The sequence below is a fragment of the Paraclostridium bifermentans genome, assembly GCF_964259345.1.
Classification (GTDB): Bacteria; Bacillota; Clostridia; order Peptostreptococcales; family Peptostreptococcaceae; genus Paraclostridium; species Paraclostridium bifermentans_B.
In genome coordinates this window covers 83,059-101,154 of record NZ_CAXVJR010000008.1, presented here as the reverse complement: position 1 = coordinate 101,154, position 18,096 = coordinate 83,059, and the positions used below count along the sequence as shown (strand labels likewise).

18 protein-coding genes are annotated in these 18,096 nt (G+C 29.0%); 14 read left to right on the top strand and 4 right to left on the bottom strand.

Annotated elements, in window-relative coordinates; genetic code table 11:
• The first annotated feature begins 85 nt into the window (after nucleotides 1-85).
• Nucleotides 86-715, top strand: a complete 630-nt coding sequence (locus tag ACEXNK_RS14845; protein ID WP_373599866.1) for a redox-sensing transcriptional repressor Rex — start codon at nucleotides 86-88, stop codon at nucleotides 713-715.
• Between the two features lie 61 nt (nucleotides 716-776).
• On the opposite strand, the gene ACEXNK_RS14840 is transcribed toward ACEXNK_RS14845, so the two are convergent.
• A complete protein-coding gene (locus ACEXNK_RS14840; protein ID WP_373599867.1) occupies nucleotides 777-947 on the bottom strand; it encodes a DUF362 domain-containing protein in 171 nt (56 codons plus the stop codon).
• Between the two features lie 181 nt (nucleotides 948-1,128).
• Between ACEXNK_RS14840 and ACEXNK_RS14835 the strand changes: the two genes are divergently transcribed.
• From ACEXNK_RS14835 to pyrE, 12 genes are all read left to right on the top strand, one after another.
• On the top strand, nucleotides 1,129-2,220 hold the full coding sequence (locus tag ACEXNK_RS14835) for a CapA family protein (protein ID WP_373599868.1): 1,092 nt from the start codon (nucleotides 1,129-1,131) through the stop codon (nucleotides 2,218-2,220).
• Nucleotides 2,221-2,380: 160 nt separating this feature from the next.
• Nucleotides 2,381-4,282, top strand: a complete 1,902-nt coding sequence (cooS, locus tag ACEXNK_RS14830) for an anaerobic carbon-monoxide dehydrogenase catalytic subunit (protein ID WP_373599869.1) — start codon at nucleotides 2,381-2,383, stop codon at nucleotides 4,280-4,282.
• Nucleotides 4,275-4,745: a 4Fe-4S dicluster domain-containing protein gene (locus tag ACEXNK_RS14825; RefSeq protein WP_373599870.1), complete on the top strand. Its 471-nt coding sequence runs from the start codon at nucleotides 4,275-4,277 to the stop codon at nucleotides 4,743-4,745. The genes cooS and ACEXNK_RS14825 overlap by 8 nt, the downstream gene beginning before the upstream one ends.
• Nucleotides 4,720-5,952, top strand: a complete 1,233-nt coding sequence (locus ACEXNK_RS14820) for an NAD(P)/FAD-dependent oxidoreductase (protein WP_373599871.1) — start codon at nucleotides 4,720-4,722, stop codon at nucleotides 5,950-5,952. Before ACEXNK_RS14825 ends, ACEXNK_RS14820 begins: the two co-directional genes overlap by 26 nt.
• Before the next feature lie 62 nt (nucleotides 5,953-6,014).
• Complete coding sequence (locus ACEXNK_RS14815; RefSeq protein ID WP_373599872.1) at nucleotides 6,015-6,824, top strand: ATP-binding protein; 810 nt, start codon at nucleotides 6,015-6,017, stop codon at nucleotides 6,822-6,824.
• Nucleotides 6,825-6,953: 129 nt separating this feature from the next.
• Nucleotides 6,954-8,231, top strand: a complete 1,278-nt coding sequence (locus tag ACEXNK_RS14810) for a Glu/Leu/Phe/Val family dehydrogenase (RefSeq protein ID WP_373599873.1) — start codon at nucleotides 6,954-6,956, stop codon at nucleotides 8,229-8,231.
• A gap of 443 nt (nucleotides 8,232-8,674) precedes the next feature.
• The gene (locus ACEXNK_RS14805; RefSeq protein WP_373599874.1) at nucleotides 8,675-9,901 is read left to right on the top strand and encodes a C40 family peptidase; all 1,227 of its coding nucleotides are present in this window, start codon (nucleotides 8,675-8,677) and stop codon (nucleotides 9,899-9,901) included.
• Nucleotides 9,902-10,152: 251 nt separating this feature from the next.
• Nucleotides 10,153-11,079: an aspartate carbamoyltransferase gene (gene pyrB, locus ACEXNK_RS14800; protein ID WP_373599875.1), complete on the top strand. Its 927-nt coding sequence runs from the start codon at nucleotides 10,153-10,155 to the stop codon at nucleotides 11,077-11,079.
• Entirely contained in the window at nucleotides 11,072-12,235 is a 1,164-nt protein-coding gene (locus tag ACEXNK_RS14795) for a dihydroorotase (protein ID WP_373599876.1), read from the top strand. The genes pyrB and ACEXNK_RS14795 overlap by 8 nt, the downstream gene beginning before the upstream one ends.
• Nucleotides 12,235-12,927, top strand: a complete 693-nt coding sequence (locus tag ACEXNK_RS14790) for a dihydroorotate dehydrogenase electron transfer subunit (protein ID WP_373599877.1) — start codon at nucleotides 12,235-12,237, stop codon at nucleotides 12,925-12,927. Before ACEXNK_RS14795 ends, ACEXNK_RS14790 begins: the two co-directional genes overlap by 1 nt.
• Nucleotides 12,920-13,822 carry a dihydroorotate dehydrogenase gene (locus ACEXNK_RS14785; protein WP_373599878.1) on the top strand — a complete coding sequence of 301 codons (903 nt, stop codon included), beginning with the start codon at nucleotides 12,920-12,922 and terminating at the stop codon, nucleotides 13,820-13,822. The genes ACEXNK_RS14790 and ACEXNK_RS14785 overlap by 8 nt, the downstream gene beginning before the upstream one ends.
• Before the next feature lie 39 nt (nucleotides 13,823-13,861).
• On the top strand, nucleotides 13,862-14,446 hold the full coding sequence (gene pyrE / locus ACEXNK_RS14780; RefSeq protein WP_373599879.1) for an orotate phosphoribosyltransferase: 585 nt from the start codon (nucleotides 13,862-13,864) through the stop codon (nucleotides 14,444-14,446).
• 44 nt (nucleotides 14,447-14,490) lie between these two features.
• On the opposite strand, the gene ACEXNK_RS14775 is transcribed toward pyrE, so the two are convergent.
• Entirely contained in the window at nucleotides 14,491-15,378 is an 888-nt protein-coding gene (locus tag ACEXNK_RS14775; RefSeq protein WP_373599880.1) for a LysR substrate-binding domain-containing protein, read from the bottom strand.
• A 130-nt stretch (nucleotides 15,379-15,508) separates the two neighbouring features.
• Here ACEXNK_RS14775 and ACEXNK_RS14770 point away from each other — a divergent pair, with 130 nt between their 5' ends.
• Nucleotides 15,509-16,513 (top strand): YeiH family protein, encoded by a 1,005-nt coding sequence (locus ACEXNK_RS14770; RefSeq protein WP_373599881.1) that lies wholly within the window; start codon nucleotides 15,509-15,511, stop codon nucleotides 16,511-16,513.
• 165 nt (nucleotides 16,514-16,678) lie between these two features.
• On the opposite strand, the gene ACEXNK_RS14765 is transcribed toward ACEXNK_RS14770, so the two are convergent.
• Both ACEXNK_RS14765 and ACEXNK_RS14760 read right to left on the bottom strand, forming a co-directional pair.
• A complete protein-coding gene (locus tag ACEXNK_RS14765) occupies nucleotides 16,679-17,332 on the bottom strand; it encodes a deoxynucleoside kinase (RefSeq protein ID WP_373599882.1) in 654 nt (217 codons plus the stop codon).
• Nucleotides 17,325-17,987, bottom strand: a complete 663-nt coding sequence (locus ACEXNK_RS14760; protein WP_373599883.1) for a deoxynucleoside kinase — start codon at nucleotides 17,985-17,987, stop codon at nucleotides 17,325-17,327. Before ACEXNK_RS14760 ends, ACEXNK_RS14765 begins: the two co-directional genes overlap by 8 nt.
• Between the last annotated feature and the right edge of the window lie 109 nt (nucleotides 17,988-18,096).

Genomic DNA, 18,096 nt, shown 5'->3' with positions numbered 1-18,096 from the left:
GATATAATATAATCAAGGATATATGTACTATGTTAAAAAAATAGCATGGTTTAGGGATCATGGACTAAAATTAGGAGGTGAGAATATGAGTAATAGAAATATTTCTATGGCTGTAATTAGAAGATTACCAAAATATCACAGATATCTAGGAGATTTATTAGATAGAGATATACAAAGAATATCTTCTAAAGAATTAAGTGATATAATTGGTTTTACAGCATCTCAGATAAGACAAGATTTAAACAACTTTGGTGGATTTGGACAACAAGGATACGGGTATAATGTTGAGGAGTTATATAATGAAATAGGAAAGATACTAGGATTATCTAGAACTTATAACTCTATAATAATTGGGGCTGGAAATTTAGGACAAGCTATAGCTAACTACACAGGATTTACAAAAGCAGGATTTAAAATAAAAGCTTTATTTGATGCAAACCCAAGAATGATAGGGTTAAAAATTAGAGATTTTGAAATACTAGATTCTGAAAGCATCGAAGAGTTCGTGACAGAAAATGATATAGATATAGCTATATTATGTATACCAAAGAATGGGGCGCAAGATGTTGTAGATAGACTTGTGAAGTCTGGTATCAAAGGGATTTGGAATTTTGCACCATTAGATTTAGAAGTTCCAAATGATGTTATAGTTGAAAATGTAAACTTAACAGAGAGTTTATTTACATTATCATATCTTATGAACGAAGACAAATAGTATACAAAATACAAAAAACTACCTACAATTGTAGGTAGTTTTTATTTTGAATAATTTTAAATTATTCTGGTTGTGGAGCATCTACAGGACAAACTCCGTTACAAGCACCACACTCAACACAAGCGTCTGCATCTATAACGTATTTGTCATCTCCAGCTGATATACAGCTAACTGGGCACTCAGCTTCACAAGCACCACAGCTTATACAAGCGTCATTTATTTTGTAAGCCATTCTAAATCCCCTCCTAATTTATGTAAATAATATGTTCAATAGTTATTATATCAAAAAAAATATAATATAACAATAATTAGCATATATACAAAAAATAAACATATTTTACAGAATATTTATATTTATTAAAACAATTGAACTATAATAAATATGGAATGAATTTTTAGGGGGAAGAGTATTTATGGGGAGGAGAATTAACAAAAAAAGATTGGGTATTTTACTAGCTATACCATTTGTTTTTCTAATGTTTATATTTTATATAGGGGGGAGAAATGCTTTTAATTATAATAATAAAGTAGTAAAACAAGAGAAGTATATAAAGTCGACTGGGAGTACAGAAAAGAAAGCAAAAAAGGAAAGTATAACTATAAGTTTTGCTGGAGATGTAACTATGGGAAATTATAAAGGAGCATCATATTATAGTTCTTTTGACCATGAATTTGAAAAACAAAATCAAAATTATAGTTATTTTTTTCAAAATGTAAAAGATGTATTTGAACAAGATGATTTAACGGTAGTCAATTTGGAAGGACCACTTACAACATCAAATAATGCTCAAGTAAAAAGATTTGCATTTAAAGGAGATCCAACCTATGTAAATATTTTAAAAGAAGGAAATATAGAAGCAGTTACTTTAGCTAACAATCATTCAAAAGATTATTTAGAAGAAGGCTTAAAAGATACTGAATTTATACTAAAAGAAAATGGTATTGAGTATTTTGGTTCAAGTAAGCAAGCTATAATAGATGTAAAAGGAGTTAAGGTTGGATTATTGGGATATAATGGATGGCCAGAAAATTATAATGATAAATATTTAAATAATATGAAGAATGAAATTGAAGTTATGAAAAAAGAATCTGATTTAATTTTAGCATATTTTCATTGGGGAACGGAAAGTATGTATTACCCAGATAAGGTTCAAATAGATTTTGCACACTTTGCTATTGATAGTGGAGTTGATGGAGTATTAGGTAGCCATCCTCATGTTATTCAAGGTATTGAAAAATATAAAGAAAAATATATAGCATATAGTTTAAGTAACTTTTGTTTTGGGGGGAATAAAAATCCAAAAGATAAAGATGCTTTTATATATCAACAAACATTTAATTTTGAAGATGAAAAATTAGTGAGTATTAATAAACCGAATTTAATACCGTGTTCTATATCTTCTAAAAGTAATATAAATAATTATCAACCTACTCCATCTGAAGGAGAAGAAAAGAATCGTATATTAAACAAGGTAATAGATATTAGCGAAAGTTTAAATAAATAAAAAAAGATATATGAGATTTATTATTAATTTTTATAAATCTCATATATCTTTTTTAAAATTTTCAGAAAAATTTCGAAAAACATGTTTAATAATTAACAATAAATGGTATTATAAGTAAAAATAGTAATAATTATTAAAACTAAATTAGGGGGACAAACAAATGAATTGTAGTAGTTGTAAAATGTGTGAAAGTGCAGATAAGAAGTTAGAAAGTTTTGTAGCAACTAGAGAGGTTGAAACAGCATTTCACAGAACAGAAGATCAAAAGGTAAAGTGTGGGTTTGGATTACAAGGAGTATGTTGTAGATTATGTGCAAATGGACCTTGTAGGGTTACGCCTAAATCACCAAGGGGAATATGTGGAGCAGACGCAGATACAATAGTTGCGAGAAACTTTTTAAGAGCAGTTGCAAGTGGAGCAGCATGTTATTTACATGTTGTTGAGAATACAGCAAGAAACTTAAAAAAATTAGGGGAAGATAAAGGGATAATAAAAGGAGAAAAAACAATAGATGAACTTGCTGAAATATTTGGGGTTGAAGCTAAAGATAGACATGAAAAATGTATAAAAGTAGCACAAAAGGTTTTAGATGATTTATATAAATCTAGAGATGACAAAATGGAATTAGTAGAAAAAATAGCATATGCACCAAGAGTTAAAAAGTGGAAAGCGTTAGGGATAATGCCAGGTGGAGCTAAATCAGAAGTATTTGATGCTATAGTAAAATCATCTACTAATTTAAATAGTGATCCAGTTGATATGTTAGTTAACTGTTTAAATCTTGGTATATCTACAGGGTTATATGGGCTTACATTAACAAATTTACTTAATGATGTTATGTTAGGAGAACCTGTAATAAGAACGGCTCCAGTAGGGTTTAGAGTTATAGACAAAGATTATATAAACATAATGATAACAGGACATCAACATTCAACATTTTCTAACTTCCAAGATAGATTAAAGGATGAAGATGTAGTAGCTTTAGCTAAAGAATTAGGAGCAAAAGGATTTAGACTAGTTGGATGTACATGTGTAGGTCAAGATTTACAATTAAGAGGAGAGCACTACCAAGAAATATTTGCAGGTCATGCAGGAAATAACTTTACAAGTGAAGCTGTATTATCTACAGGAGCAATAGATATGGTTTTATCAGAATTTAACTGTACTATACCTGGTATAGAACCAATAGCTGATAAATATAAGGTGAAAATGATATGTTTAGATGATGTAGCTAAAAAATCTAATGCAGAATATATTCACTTTGACAGAAATAATATAGATGAAATTACAAATAAATTAATAAATGAAGCTTTAGAAAGCTATAAAAATAGAAGAAATGAAATTGAAATAGATATACCTAGTGATCATGGATATGAGTCTTCTTTAACTGGTGTAAGTGAAAAGAATTTAAAGGCTTTCTTGGGAGATTCATGGAAACCACTTATAAACTTGATAGGAGAAGGTAAGATAAAAGGAATTGCAGCAGTTGTAGGATGTTCAAATATGACGGCTAAAGGACACGATGTATTTACTGTAGAACTTACAAAAGAACTTATAAAGAGAGATATAATAGTTTTATCAGCAGGATGTTCGACTGGAGGACTTGAAAATGTTGGATTAATGTCTCCTGGAGCTGAAGAATTAGCAGGGGACAATTTAAAAGAAGTATGCAAGTCTTTAGGAATACCTCCAGTATTAAACTTTGGACCATGTTTAGCAATAGGAAGACTTGAAATAGTTGCAACTGAAATAGCTAAGGAGTTAGGTATAGATATACCTCAATTACCTTTAGTACTATCAGCACCACAATGGTTAGAAGAACAAGCTTTAGCTGATGGTGCATTTGGATTAGCATTAGGATTACCTCTGCATTTAGCACTACCTCCATTTATAACAGGTGGTAAATTAGTAACAGAGGTTTTAACTGAAAAGTTAAAAGACCTTACAGGAGGACACGTTATAGTAGATTCAGAAGTTAAATCTTCAGCAGACACTTTAGAGAAAATAGTTATAGACAGAAGAGAAAAACTTGGTCTAAAGGAAGTGGAGTGTTATGCATAGAATTTTAATAAATAAAGATTTATGCACAGGATGTAAAAGTTGTGTTTTAGCTTGTATGGTAAAACATAATCCAAACAAGGATATGTATACTTTAGATTTAGAATGTTTAAATAATGATGGAAGAAATCATATTGAAATAGATAAAAGTAATAAACCAGTTCCGATAGTATGTAGACATTGTGACACACCAGAATGTGTATTAACATGTATGAGTGGAGCTATGACTAAAGATAAAGAAAGTAAAATTGTTAGTTACAATGAAGAAAAATGTGGATTATGCTATATGTGTGTAATGGCATGTCCATATGGACTTTTAAAGCCAGATGATAAAACTAAACAAACTATACTAAAATGTGATATGTGCAAAGGTTTAGGATATCCTAGGTGTGTAGCGAACTGTCCAACTGGGGCGATAATGCTACAGGAGGAGGTAGAACATGAAGTATGTAGTTCTGGGTGCTAGTGCTGCAGGAATAAATGCAGTTAAAACTTTAAGACAATTAGACAAAGACTCGCAAATAACTATGATTTCCAAGGATGAAAATATATATTCAAGATGCATGCTACACCATGTTATATCAGAACATAGACAATTAGATAGTTTAAACTTCGTAGAAGAAAACTTTGAAGAAGAATATAGAGTTAACTGGATTAAAGGATGTACTGTTAAATCTATAGATATAGAAAATAAATTTATAGAAATGAAAGAAGATAATAAAAAAATACAATACGATAAACTATTGATAGCTACAGGCGCATCTTCTGCGATGCCACCTATAAAGAACTTAAAAGAATCTAATTTTGTATATGGACTTAGAAATATAGAAGATGTATATAATATAAGAGAAAAAGCTAAGTCATGTAAAAAAATAACAATATTAGGGGCTGGGCTTGTTGGAATAGATGCTTTAGTAGGACTTTTAGAATATGAAAATCTAGAAATATCTGTAATATACAGAGAACCATTCATTTTAAATAGGCAATTAGATGAATACTCTGCGTCTATCTATGAAAATAAATTTACTGAGATTGGTATAAAATTTTATCCTAATGCATCTGTAAAAGAAATATGCATAGATAGTAGTAAAAATATAACAGGAGTTTTATTGGATGATGGAACTTGTATAGAGTGTGAACTGGCAATAGTTGCTACAGGAGTTGTACCTAATGCAAACTTTATAGATAAAGATATTATAAAATATGACCGAGGAATAGTAATAGATGATCATTGTAAGACTAACATAGAAAATATATTTGCAGCAGGCGATGTAGTTGGAAAAAATGCTATATGGCCAATAGCTGTTAAACAAGGCATTGTAGCTGCATATAATATGTGTGAAATTAAAAAAAATATAGATGATGATTTTATATATAGAAACACAATGAATTTTTTAGGAATTCCTACGGTTTCATTAGGTATAGTAGATAATATTGATAAAGATTGTGTTGTAAAAATAATTAAAGACAAAAATGGATATAAAAAGTTTATTATAAAAAATAACAAACTTAAAGGTTGTATTATTCAAGGTGATATATCTTATGTAGGTGTATTTACTCAACTTATAAAAAATAATATAGAAGTTGATAATTTAGAAAATAGAATATTTGATATAGGATATGCAGATTTCTTTTCTATTAAAGGAAATGGAGAGTTTTGCTATAATATATAATATTAAAGGCTATAGATAAAAATCTATAGCCTTTAAATTATATCTAAATTATAGGAGAAATTATGAAAGTATATGCATTAGTTGGAGAAAGTGGAACTGGAAAGAGCTATAAAGCTTTAGAGGTTGCTTATGAAAATAATATAAACTATATAGTTGATGATGGAATTTTAATTCATAAGAATAAGATAATAGCAGGGATATCAGCGAAACAAGCAAGCACAAAAATACAAGCAGTTAAAAGAGCTATTTTTAATGATAATGATCATCGAGATTCTGTTAAGAGAAAAATTACAGAAGAAAATATAAATAAGATTTTATTGATAGGAACTTCTGACAGGATGGTAAATCAAATATCTAAAAGATTAGGAATCGATAAAATAGATAAAACTATTTATATTCAAGATATTGCTACTAAATCTGAAATAAGTATAGCAAAGGAATCTAGAAAAGCCGGAAATCATATAATACCCGTTCCTACTTTGGAAGTTAAATCAATTGCTAGTGGATTAAGTATAAATCCTATAAAAAGGTTATTTAAAAGAAATAATAAAGATTCTATTGTAATGGAAAAAACTATAATAAGACCTACTTTTAGCTATATAGGTAAGTTTTATATAAGTAAGAATGCTATAAATCAAATAATTTTTCACGAACTTTCTAAATTTGAAGAAATAAATAAGGTAAATAGTGTAAAATTTCAAAATAAAAACAGCAATCTAGAAGTTTTTATAATTTTAGAAATTAATTTATTTAAAGGAATTGAAAGTATTTACCAAATTCAAAAACACATAATAAAGTCTTTGTATGAAACAACTTTAATAAATGTAAATAGGGTCGATATAGTTATAAATAAAGTCAAGACTGTTAAATAAAAAACTAATAGAAATTATATACAAAAGCTAAAAAAACTATGTTATAATCAAAATGTAACAACAGGAAAATGTTTTCAAAAAAGAAACAGGGGATATAAAATTATAAATATTTTTAAGGGGGCTTTTAAAATGGCTGAAAAAACTTTAAATGTTCTAGAGATAGCAAGATCTCAAGTTAAAACTGCATGTGATAAGTTAGGGGCTGATCCAGCAGTATATGAAATATTAAAAAATCCGATGAGAGTATTAGAAGTATCATTCCCAGTAAAAATGGATGATGGAACTATAAGAACATTTACAGGATATAGATCACAACACAATAATGCTTGTGGACCATTTAAAGGTGGATTAAGATTCCATCCAGCGGTTTGCATGGATGAGGTTAAAGCATTATCTACTTGGATGACTTTCAAGTGTTCAGTAGTAGGTATACCATATGGTGGAGGTAAAGGTGGTATGGCCATCGATCCAACTGAATTTTCTCAAGGTGAATTAGAGAGAATATCTAGAGGATTCTCAAGAGCTATAGCTCCAATAATAGGAGAAAAAGAAGATATACCAGCTCCAGATGTTAATACAAATGGACAAATAATGGCTTGGATGTTAGATGAGTATGCAAATGTTACAGGGGAATTCCAACCAGGAGTATTTACTGGAAAGCCAGTAGATTTCTACGGATCTTTAGCTAGAACAGAAGCTACAGGATATGGAGTTGCTACAATGGCAATGGAAGCAGCTAAGAAAAAAGGTATAGATGTATCTAATGTTACAGTAGGACTTCAAGGATTTGGAAATGTTGGAAGCTTCGCAGGTATGTACATAGAAGAAGCTGGAGCAAAAGTTATATATGTAGAAGACCACACAGGTACTATATACAATAAAGATGGAATAGATATGAAAGCATTAATGGCTTATAATAAAGAACATAGATGTATAAAAGGATTCCCAGGTGCAGAAGCATTTGATGGAAGTGTTATAACTAGAGAAGTTGATATATTAATGCCATGTGCATTAGAAAATCAAATAACTTCTGCTAATGCAGCTGATATAAAAGCTAAAATAGTATGTGAAGGTGCTAATGGACCAACTACTCCAGAAGCAGACCATATATTATTTGAAAAAGGTGTTACTTTAGTACCAGATATATTAGCTAATAGTGGTGGAGTTACAGTTTCTTACTTCGAGTGGGTACAAAACTTAATGAGATACAACTGGACTTTCGAAGAAGTTCAAGAAAAAGAAAAAGCTTTAATGGTAAAAGCTTTTGAAGAAATATGGGCACTAGCAGGAGAACATAAAGTTGATATGAGAACTGCTGCATATATGATGTCTATAAAGAGAGTATCTGCAGCTATGAAGTTAAGAGGATGGTATACAGAAGCTCCAGAAGCAGCTCTTAACTGCTAATAAATTGAAAATATAAATTTTTATAATATAAAAGTGCATACTTCTAGATCGCACGATCTAGAAGTATGCACTTTCTATTTATAAACAAAAAGAGCATAAAAAAATACATAAAAGAAATTTTTTATGTAATGGTATATGCTAAAATAGGTAAAAATATTTACTTTTTGAAAAAATTAGTATATAATAAAGATAAAAATGTATATTAAGGTTATTTTTGGATAAAATAATAAATTTAAATATTATATACAAGATATAAATTAATTATCTTTAATATAAGAATACTACATAACTTGTAACAATTATTTACAAAAAAGTTACAAAAGTTATAATATATAAATAAAATAAAAAGATATCTTGTGTATTAGTATTTTATCCTACATAGGTTTAATCTATTAAAATAAAACGTAAGAAAACTTATGGGTGAATTTTGGAGGAGAAACATTATGAAGAGAAAAATATTAGTACCAGTATTTGCATCATTTATGGCATTATCAATGAATGGAGTAGCACATGCAGATGACGCAAAAACTGAAAAAGTTACAGATAAAAAAGACACTAAAGAAGTAAATGAAAAGAGTATAATAGATTTAGCAAACTTTAAAGATGTAGATTATAAAGTGGCTACTGTAAAAGACGGAGTAGCTGTAAAGATAAGAAAACAAGGTTCAGTTCAAACTGTAGCATATGAAGGAGATTCATTCAGAATCGTAGGAGAGCAAGATGGTTGGTATAAAATCCAATTAGATGATGAGTCTGAAGGATGGGTAGCATCTAGATTTGTTGATGTAGATAATGCTCATGGATATGTAACAGCAGATAAAGTAAACTTAAGAGAAAAAGCAACTACAGAGTCTGAAGTAAAAGATGAGTTAGATGCATCTACAAAGGTTAAAGTATTAGAAACTAAAGACAATTGGGTAAAAGTTAAGAGTGGAGATAAAGAAGGATATATAAGAGATTTATATGTATCAGATAAAGCTCCAGTAGTTGAAGAAGAAACTCAAACTGACGATCAAACTCAAAATGATGTACAAGAATCAACTGTTGATCAAACTCAAAATAATGTACAAGAGTCAACTAATGATCAAGCTCAAAATGATGTACAAGAGTCAACTAATGATCAAAATAATACACAAGAGTCAACTGAGTCAGAAGACAACAGTAGCGATGTAGTAAACAATAACAATAGTAATACTAATAACAATAATAATAACAATCAATCATCAAATAATAATAATTCTTCAAGTAATGAAGAAGCTAAACCAGAGGAGAAACCAGCTCCTCCAACAAGTAATACAAATGCAGCTAGTGCTGTAGTAAACTTAGCATACTCTAAGTTAGGATCTCCATATGTATGGGGAGCTGAAGGTCCTAATAGCTTTGACTGTTCAGGATTAACTTCATATGTATACAGAAATGCAGCAGGAATATCTTTACCAAGAACTTCAGGATCTCAATATGGAGTAGGTAGATCTGTAAGTAAAGCTAATTTACAAGCTGGAGATTTAGTATTCTTTGCTACTGGTGGTGGAGGAATAAGCCACGTTGGTATATATGTTGGTGGAGGAAATATGATACATGCACCTCAAGCAGGAGATGTTGTTAAAGTTAGTAATATAAACTCTTCTTACTGGCAAAATGCTTATGTAGGAGCTAAGAGAGTATTATAATAAATGAAAAATACGAGACTGTCTATTTTTAGATAGTCTCTTTTTTGTGTAATTAATAAAAATAACAATTTTATTAAAGTAATTAGTTTATATAATGCTAAATTAAATTGAAAAATTGAATAATTTTAAGATTACAAAATATAAAAAGTTATATTGACATACTTTGGCAAAGGTGATAAGCTACTATCAAAGAAAAAATTAAGATACTTTTAAATTTAGTCCAGAGAGGCTAAAAAAGGAGGATATATAAAATGAACTTAAAGGGAAGAAATTTAATCCAACCAGAAGACTTTTCAATAGATGAAATAGATGAAATATTATCGTTATCTCAGAAGATAATAGATAACCCATCAAAATACTCGCGTGTTTGTGAAGGTAATTTACTAGCAACCTTATTTTATGAACCATCAACAAGAACAAGATTTAGCTTTGAAGCAGCTATGAATAGATTAGGAGGAAGAGTGATAGGCTTTTCTGAACCGAACTCATCATCAACAGCTAAAGGTGAAACATTAGAAGACACTATGCAAACAGTATCTTGTTATGTAGACGTTATTGCTATGAGGCATCCAAGAGCAGGTTCAGCTCTAGAAGCATCAAAATTTGCTAGAGTACCATTTATAAATGCGGGAGATGGAGGAAATCAACATCCAACTCAAACACTTACAGATATTCTTACAATAAAATCACTTAAAGGAAGTTTAGAAAATCATACAATTGGCTTATGTGGAGATTTAAAAAATGGAAGAACAGTACATTCTCTAGTTAAAGCTATGGCTAGATATAAAAATACTAAATTTGTATTTATATCACCTAAAGAATTAGAAATGCCAGAGTATATAAAGGAATCTATAAAAGGACATGATTATGTAGAAACAAATAACTTAGATGAAGTTATAGGTGACCTAGATGTACTTTATATGACAAGAGTTCAGCAAGAGAGATTCGAAGATAAAGCTGAATATGAAAGATTAAAAGATTATTATATACTAACTACTAATAAAATGGATAAAGCCAAAGAAGATATGTTAGTAATGCATCCACTACCAAGAGTAAATGAAATAGATACAGAAGTAGATAAAGATGATAGAGCGGTTTATTTTAAACAAGCACAGTTTGGAATGTATGTGAGAATGGCTCTAATAATGAAACTTTTGGGGGTAAACATAAATGAATAATCTTCTTATAAAAAATGTTAGAGTAGTAGATGCTAAAAAAAACTTAAAAAGTGATGTACTTGTAGAGAATGGTAAGATTTCTAAAATAGATTCAAATATAAATATAGAGAACATTAATTGTATAGATGGAAAAAATTATGTACTAATGCCAGCTTTTATAGATTTACACACTCATTTAAGAGATCCTGGATTAACTCATAAGGAAGACTTAGAAAGTGGTCAAAAAGCTGCATTAAAAGGTGGATTTACAGTTCTTTGTCCTATGGCAAATACTAAACCGGCTTGTGATAATAAAGAAACGATGGAGTATATATTAAATAAATCTAAAGAATTAGATTTATGTGAAATAAAACAAGTTTGTGCTATAACTAAAAATCTTGAAGGTCAAGAGATGATAGATATAGAAAGCATGAGAACTTACACAGATTTATTTTCAGATGATGGATATACACTTCATAATGAAAAGATAATGAAAGAGGCTTTAGAGTTATCTAGAAACTTAAACTTTAAAGTATTAACTCATTGCCAACCCGAATATGAAATAGTAAATAGAGATTTAAAACTGCTTAAAGAAGTAGGTGGAAATCTTCACATATGTCATATAAGTTTAAAAGATACTTTAGAAGAAATTAAAAAGTATAAAAATGAAGGATTTAAGTTTACGTGTGAAGTTGGACCACATCATATATTTGGATATGGACTTGATTATAAAGTAAATCCATCATTTGCTGAAGAAGAAGATATGAAATACCTTATACAAGGAATAAAAGATGGATATATAGATATGATAGGAACAGATCACGCACCTCATACAGAGGAAGATAAGAAGAATGGGTCACCTGGAATATCTAATATAGAGGTTGCATTCCAAATGGTTAATAAGGTATTTAGTGAAAATAATATAAAATTAAGCAAATTGAGTGAAATGATGAGTTATAATCCAGCTAAACTTTTAGGATTAGACCAAGGATTGATAGAAGAAGGATTAAGAGCAGATTTAGTTTTAGTAGATGAAGAATATGAAGAGTCTATAGACACAAGTAAATTTATATCAAAAGGAAAAAATAATCCTTTTAATGGCCAAAGAGTAAAAGGAAAAGTACTTATGACTATAAAAAATGGCAAAATTATGTATGACATAAAGGGGGATATGTAATGTATAAAATTTTAGAAAATAAATACATAGGAGAAGATATGTATTTTATGAAAGTAGCAGGTAATTTTGATGCTAAGATGGGGCAATTTTATATGCTAAGAGCTTGGGATACATATCCTTTATTATCAAGACCAATAAGTGTTCATGATGTAGATGATGAAGGAATATCATTTTTATATAAAGTAGTTGGAGAAGGCACAAAAATTTTAAGTAACTTAAAAGAAAATGATGAGATTAAACTAGAAGGACCATATGGAAATGGATACGAAAAAGTAGAAGGAAGAGTAGCTTTAGTAGGTGGTGGAATCGGAATAGCACCATTATACTTAGTAGCTAAGAATATAGAAAACTGTGATGCTTACTTAGGATTTAGAAAAGAAGTAATATTAGAAGAGGAATATAAAGCAGTGTGTAATGAGGTTAATATAGCTTTGGGGGATACATTTGTAACGGATATAATAGATGTTGAAAAATATGACTATATACTAACTTGTGGGCCAACTCCTATGATGGAAAAATTAGTTAAAATGACAGAAGGTACTAACACAAAAATAATGGTATCATTAGAAAACCACATGGCATGTGGTGTTGGAGCATGCTTAGTATGTACTTGTAAGACTAAATTTGGAAATAAAAAGACATGTAAAGATGGGCCAGTTTTCTGGGGAGAGGACGTGATATTCAATGGCTAATTTAAATGTTAAATTTGGAAATATAGAATTTAAAAATCCTTTGATAATGGCATCGGGAACTTTTGGATTTGGAAAAGAATATGCAGAAATTTATGATATAGAAAAATTAGGTGGAATAAGTAGTAAAGGTCTTACACTAGAAAAAAGAGATGGAAACAAAGGAATGAGAGTTCATGAAACACCATCTGGTATGATGAATAGTGTAGGATTAGAAAATCCAGGAGTTAGAGGATTTATAGAAAATGAGCTTCCATTTTTTAAAGAATTAAATACTGTTAGGATAGCAAATCTAGGTGGAGGAACACTAGATGATTACATAAAAGGAGTAGAACTTCTTAATGAACAAGATATAGACATGATAGAACTTAATATATCTTGTCCAAATGTAAAAGCTGGAGGAATGGCTTTTGGTATAAAAAATGAAGTTGCAAGAGAAGTTGTAAGAGCTGTAAGAGCAAAAACAAAGTTACCTTTAGTTGTAAAATTATCACCAAATGCTGAAGATATAGTTGGTATGGCTAAAGTTTGTGAAGAAGAAGGTGCTGATGGAATATCTTTAGTAAATACATTTAAAGCTATGGCCATAGATATAAATAAGAAAAAGCCAGTATTTGAAAATGTATATGCTGGATTATCAGGTCCAGCTATAAAACCAATAGCACTTAGAATGGTACATGAAGTTTGCAAAGCTGTTAATATTCCTGTAATGGGAATGGGCGGAATAACTACTTGGCAAGATGCTATAGAGTTTATAATGGCTGGAGCAACTTGTATACAAGTTGGAACTGCAAACTTTATAAATCCTAGAATAGGATTAGATATAATCAAAGGAATAGAAGATTATATGGACAGAGAAGGAATACAAAGTTTAGATGAAATTAGAGGAATAATATAGATAAAACTAAAATAAAAAGACAAAAGGGAGAATATAATTATGAGTAATGTAAATGTTGTTGAAATATTAAAAGAATGTGATGCTTTATTAGAAGGGCATTTCTTATTATCATCAGGAAAGCATAGTAATAGATATGTTCAATGTGCTAAAGTTTTAAGATTTCCAAATCAAGCTGAAAAAGTATTAAGTACAGTTGTAGATCAAATAAAAGATTTAGGTATAGATTTAGTTGTAGGGCCAGCTATGGGTGGAGTTATAGTTTCTTATGAGTTAGGAAGACAGTTAAACAAAGAATCTGTATTCACAGAAAGAAAAGATGGTGTTATGCAATTAAGAAGAGGGTTTGAGGTTAAGCCGGGAGCTAAGATAATAATAGCTGAAGATGTTGTAACTACTGGTAAATCAACTATAGAAACTAAAAAAGCATTAGAAGCATTAGGCGGAGAAGTTATAGGAGTTGCTTGTATAGCAGATAGAACGAATCATGATATAGGGATGCCAATATATAGTGCTATAAAATTAGATATACAAGTTTATGAAGCTGATGAATGTCCTTTATGTAAAGAAGGTAAAATAGAATTAACTAAGCCAGGAAGTAGAGAATTTAAAGAATTAGGAATGTAAGTAAATAAAAATGGGATGGATTGTAAAATCCATCCCATTTTTATTTATTTATTTAATGAAGCAGCATATTTATTAAGTTCATCTATAAACAAATTAGTTGTGTTTGACGGATTGATACCTTTTGGTGTAATAAATGAAAAATATCTATTATAGGTATCATCTAAGCTAACGGTAGATAAATAGTCAGGTTCTGAATCAGTTACCAATTTAGAAATAATTGAGATTCCTAGATTATTTTTAATGGCTTCTTTAACAGCATAGTTACTACCTAAAACCATTATTTGCTTAGGGGTTATTTTATGAGTACTTAAAAATATATTTAAGTATTCTCTTGTTCCTGAACCATCTTCTCTAACTATCCATTTTTTATTTTTTATAGAGTCTAAGTTGAAATTACCAGAGTCTATATCTGATTTTGGAGAAAAAGTTAATACCATATTATCTTTAAAGAAAAACTTTTGGTTAAAGTCAAAAGAAGCTAAAGTTCCTTCAACCAATCCTATATCTAAATTAGAACTCTTAACTTTATCACAAATCTTATGAGTATTTTCAATTAACATTTCTAACTCTATTTCTGGGTATTTACTTGAAAATAAAGCTAAAAAATTAGGTAAAAAATATTCAGCTATAGTAAGGCTAGCACCTATTTTTATATGTCCCTTTATAGAGTTAGACATACTATTTAATTCATCTTTAATGGATTCAATTGAAGTTATTATTTCTCTAGCTCTTTTATAAAGTAAATATCCATTATCCGTTATAGAGATAGTTTTTTGTTTTATTGATCGATTAATCAATGTTGTATTAAAATAGTTTTCTAAATTTTTTATATGCGTACTTACTGTTGGTTGAGATAAGTTTATACTCTCTCCAGCCTTTGTAAAATTTTGATGCTCAACAACGGCTATAAATGTTTTAAATTCCTCTATCACCTTGCAAACCTCCTAGTTAGTAATCATTAAAAAAAATAATGGTTATTATATTATATATCTATTTTACCAATAATAATGGTTTTGTTATACTAATTTATGAAAAAAAGATAAAAAAATAGGAGAAAAAAAGATGAATAAATTTAAAAGTATACTACCCGGATTAATGGTATCTGTTATTATAGGATTTGTAAGTATATTCTTAGCCAGGTATGCGCCGAGTTTAGGGGCAGCAACAATATCTATATTTTTAGGAATGATAATGGGGAATTTATTTTTAAATAAAGAAAAATTTTATGATGGATATAAATTTTCAGAAACAGAGTTATTATCATATTCAATAGTTCTTTTAGGAGCAACTCTAAGCATTTCAACAATAATGGAATTAGGTATAGGTGGAATATTATTTATAATTATACAAATGACTGTAACAATAGTTGGAGCAATATATATAGGAAAGAAGTTAGGATTTAATGAAAATTTTAGATTTCTAATGGCAAGTGGGAACGCAGTATGTGGTTCATCTGCTATAGCGGCAACTGCACCAGTTATAGATGCGGATGATAAAGATAAAGGGATAGCAATAACTATAGTTAATGTAACTGGAGTTGTATTAATGTTATTACTACCAGTTTTAGCAGGGATTTTATATAATCATGAGTTAATAAAAACTTCTGCAATAATAGGAGGTACACTACAATCAGTAGGGCAAGTTGTTGCGAGTGGAGCTATGGTAAACGAAGCTACAAAAGATCTAGCTACTATTTTTAAAATAATGAGAGTTATATTTTTAGTAGTAGTAGTATTTGTATTTGGACATTTAAAACATAAAAGTAATGCTGAAATTATAAGAGAAGAAGAAGTTGAAATTTCTAAAAAGAAAATAAAAGTTCCTTGGTATGTAATTGGATTTTTTATAACATGTGCATTATTCTCTATGAACTTAATACCTATGGAAGTATCTCATATAGCAAAAGAGTTAAGTAGTAAGCTAGAAATAATAGCATTAGCGGCTATAGGTCTTAGAGTTAATTTTAAAGATCTTATGAAACAAGGAAAAGAGGTATCTCTATACGGTTTATTTGTAGGAATTTTACAAATTATAACAGCAATAATATTAATAAGTATATTATTATAAAAAAGTCGCTTCGCTCCTTTCGCCAACGACTTCGTCCGTTGCTCAAAAATGTACTTTTTTTACTTTCGGCAAAGTGTTTATATAACTATACTCTATAAGTTATAAACAGATATTCATTAAGTATAAATTCGTTAAGCGTAAAAAATGACCATCAAGGTCATTTTTTTATATATTTAATATATTTTTTATCTCATTACATAGAGCATCAAGATGTTCAGGATTATTTATTAAATCGACTTCATTTATATTTATATAAAGAACTGGAGATTGATCATATTCTCTTATCCATTTTTCATATCTATTATGAAGGTTAGTCCAATATTCTAAATCAACAGATTTTTCCATTTCGCGCCCTCTAAGATTTATTCTATTTATTATAGTATCAATAGACCCATCTAAATATATCATTAAATCTGGTCTTCTTAAATGAGGGACCATATCATTAAATAAATCTCTATATGTTATATAATCTCTTTTTGACATTTTACCATTGTCATATAAGTTTCTGGCGAATATTTCAACATCTTCGTATATACTTCTATCTTGTATATTATTTAATCCGTTACTATCAATTTCCTTTTGTTGTTTAAATCTTTGCGCTAAAAAATATAATTGAAGATGAAATCCCCAAGTGTTTTGGTCTTGATAAAAATCTTCAAGATATGGATTGCCGTCAACTTTTTCGAAATGTGTTTCAAAACCTAATTTTTCTCCAACTAGTTTAGTAAGTGTAGATTTACCAGCACCAACGTTACCAGCAACAGTTATGAATAAGTCTCTATTTAGTGGTTTGTTACATTGATTTACTAACTTAAACATTATATTGACCTCCTAAGGAATTAATTGCATCTTCTACTTTTTTTATTATAAAGTTTCTATCAGTTTCACTATTTAAAAAATCTAAATTTGAATTATCTATTTCTAATATAATTGGTTCTTTGCTAATGAAGTTATGTTTTATAGATAAAGGATTGAAATAATATTTGTACTCAGATCTTAACTCATCTATATAGTTTCTATCCATTTGTCTTTCAAAACTTCTATCTCTCATAGCGATTCTATTCATTAATACATCAGTTTTTGAGTTTAGATATATAATTATATCTGGTTGAGGTAAGTCATTAATGAAAATATTATACATTTGTTTATATTTATAAAATTGCATTTTATCAAGTGTTATTCCTGCAAAAATAAGATTCTTAATTATATGATAATCACTTACGACACCCATTCCTTTATTTAAAAAATCATTTTGAGTATCTTCAAGTTGCTTGATCCTATTAAAAAGAAAAAATGCTTCAGTTTGTAAAGCATACTCTTTTATATCAGTATAAAATTTTGATAAAAATGGATTTTCTTCAACTATTTCTCTAAGCAATGTATAGTTGAAGTGGTTATTTAATATATTTGCTAAAGTGGTTTTCCCAACACCTATAGGCCCTTCTATGGCTATAAAAACACCTTTATTACTCATATAATCACCCTCTAAAAATAATGTCTTCTGTATTTTAGCAAAAAAAAATAATCAATTCTACTCTAGACTTTTTAAATTAAATTTGTATTATAAATAAATAGTTAATTTA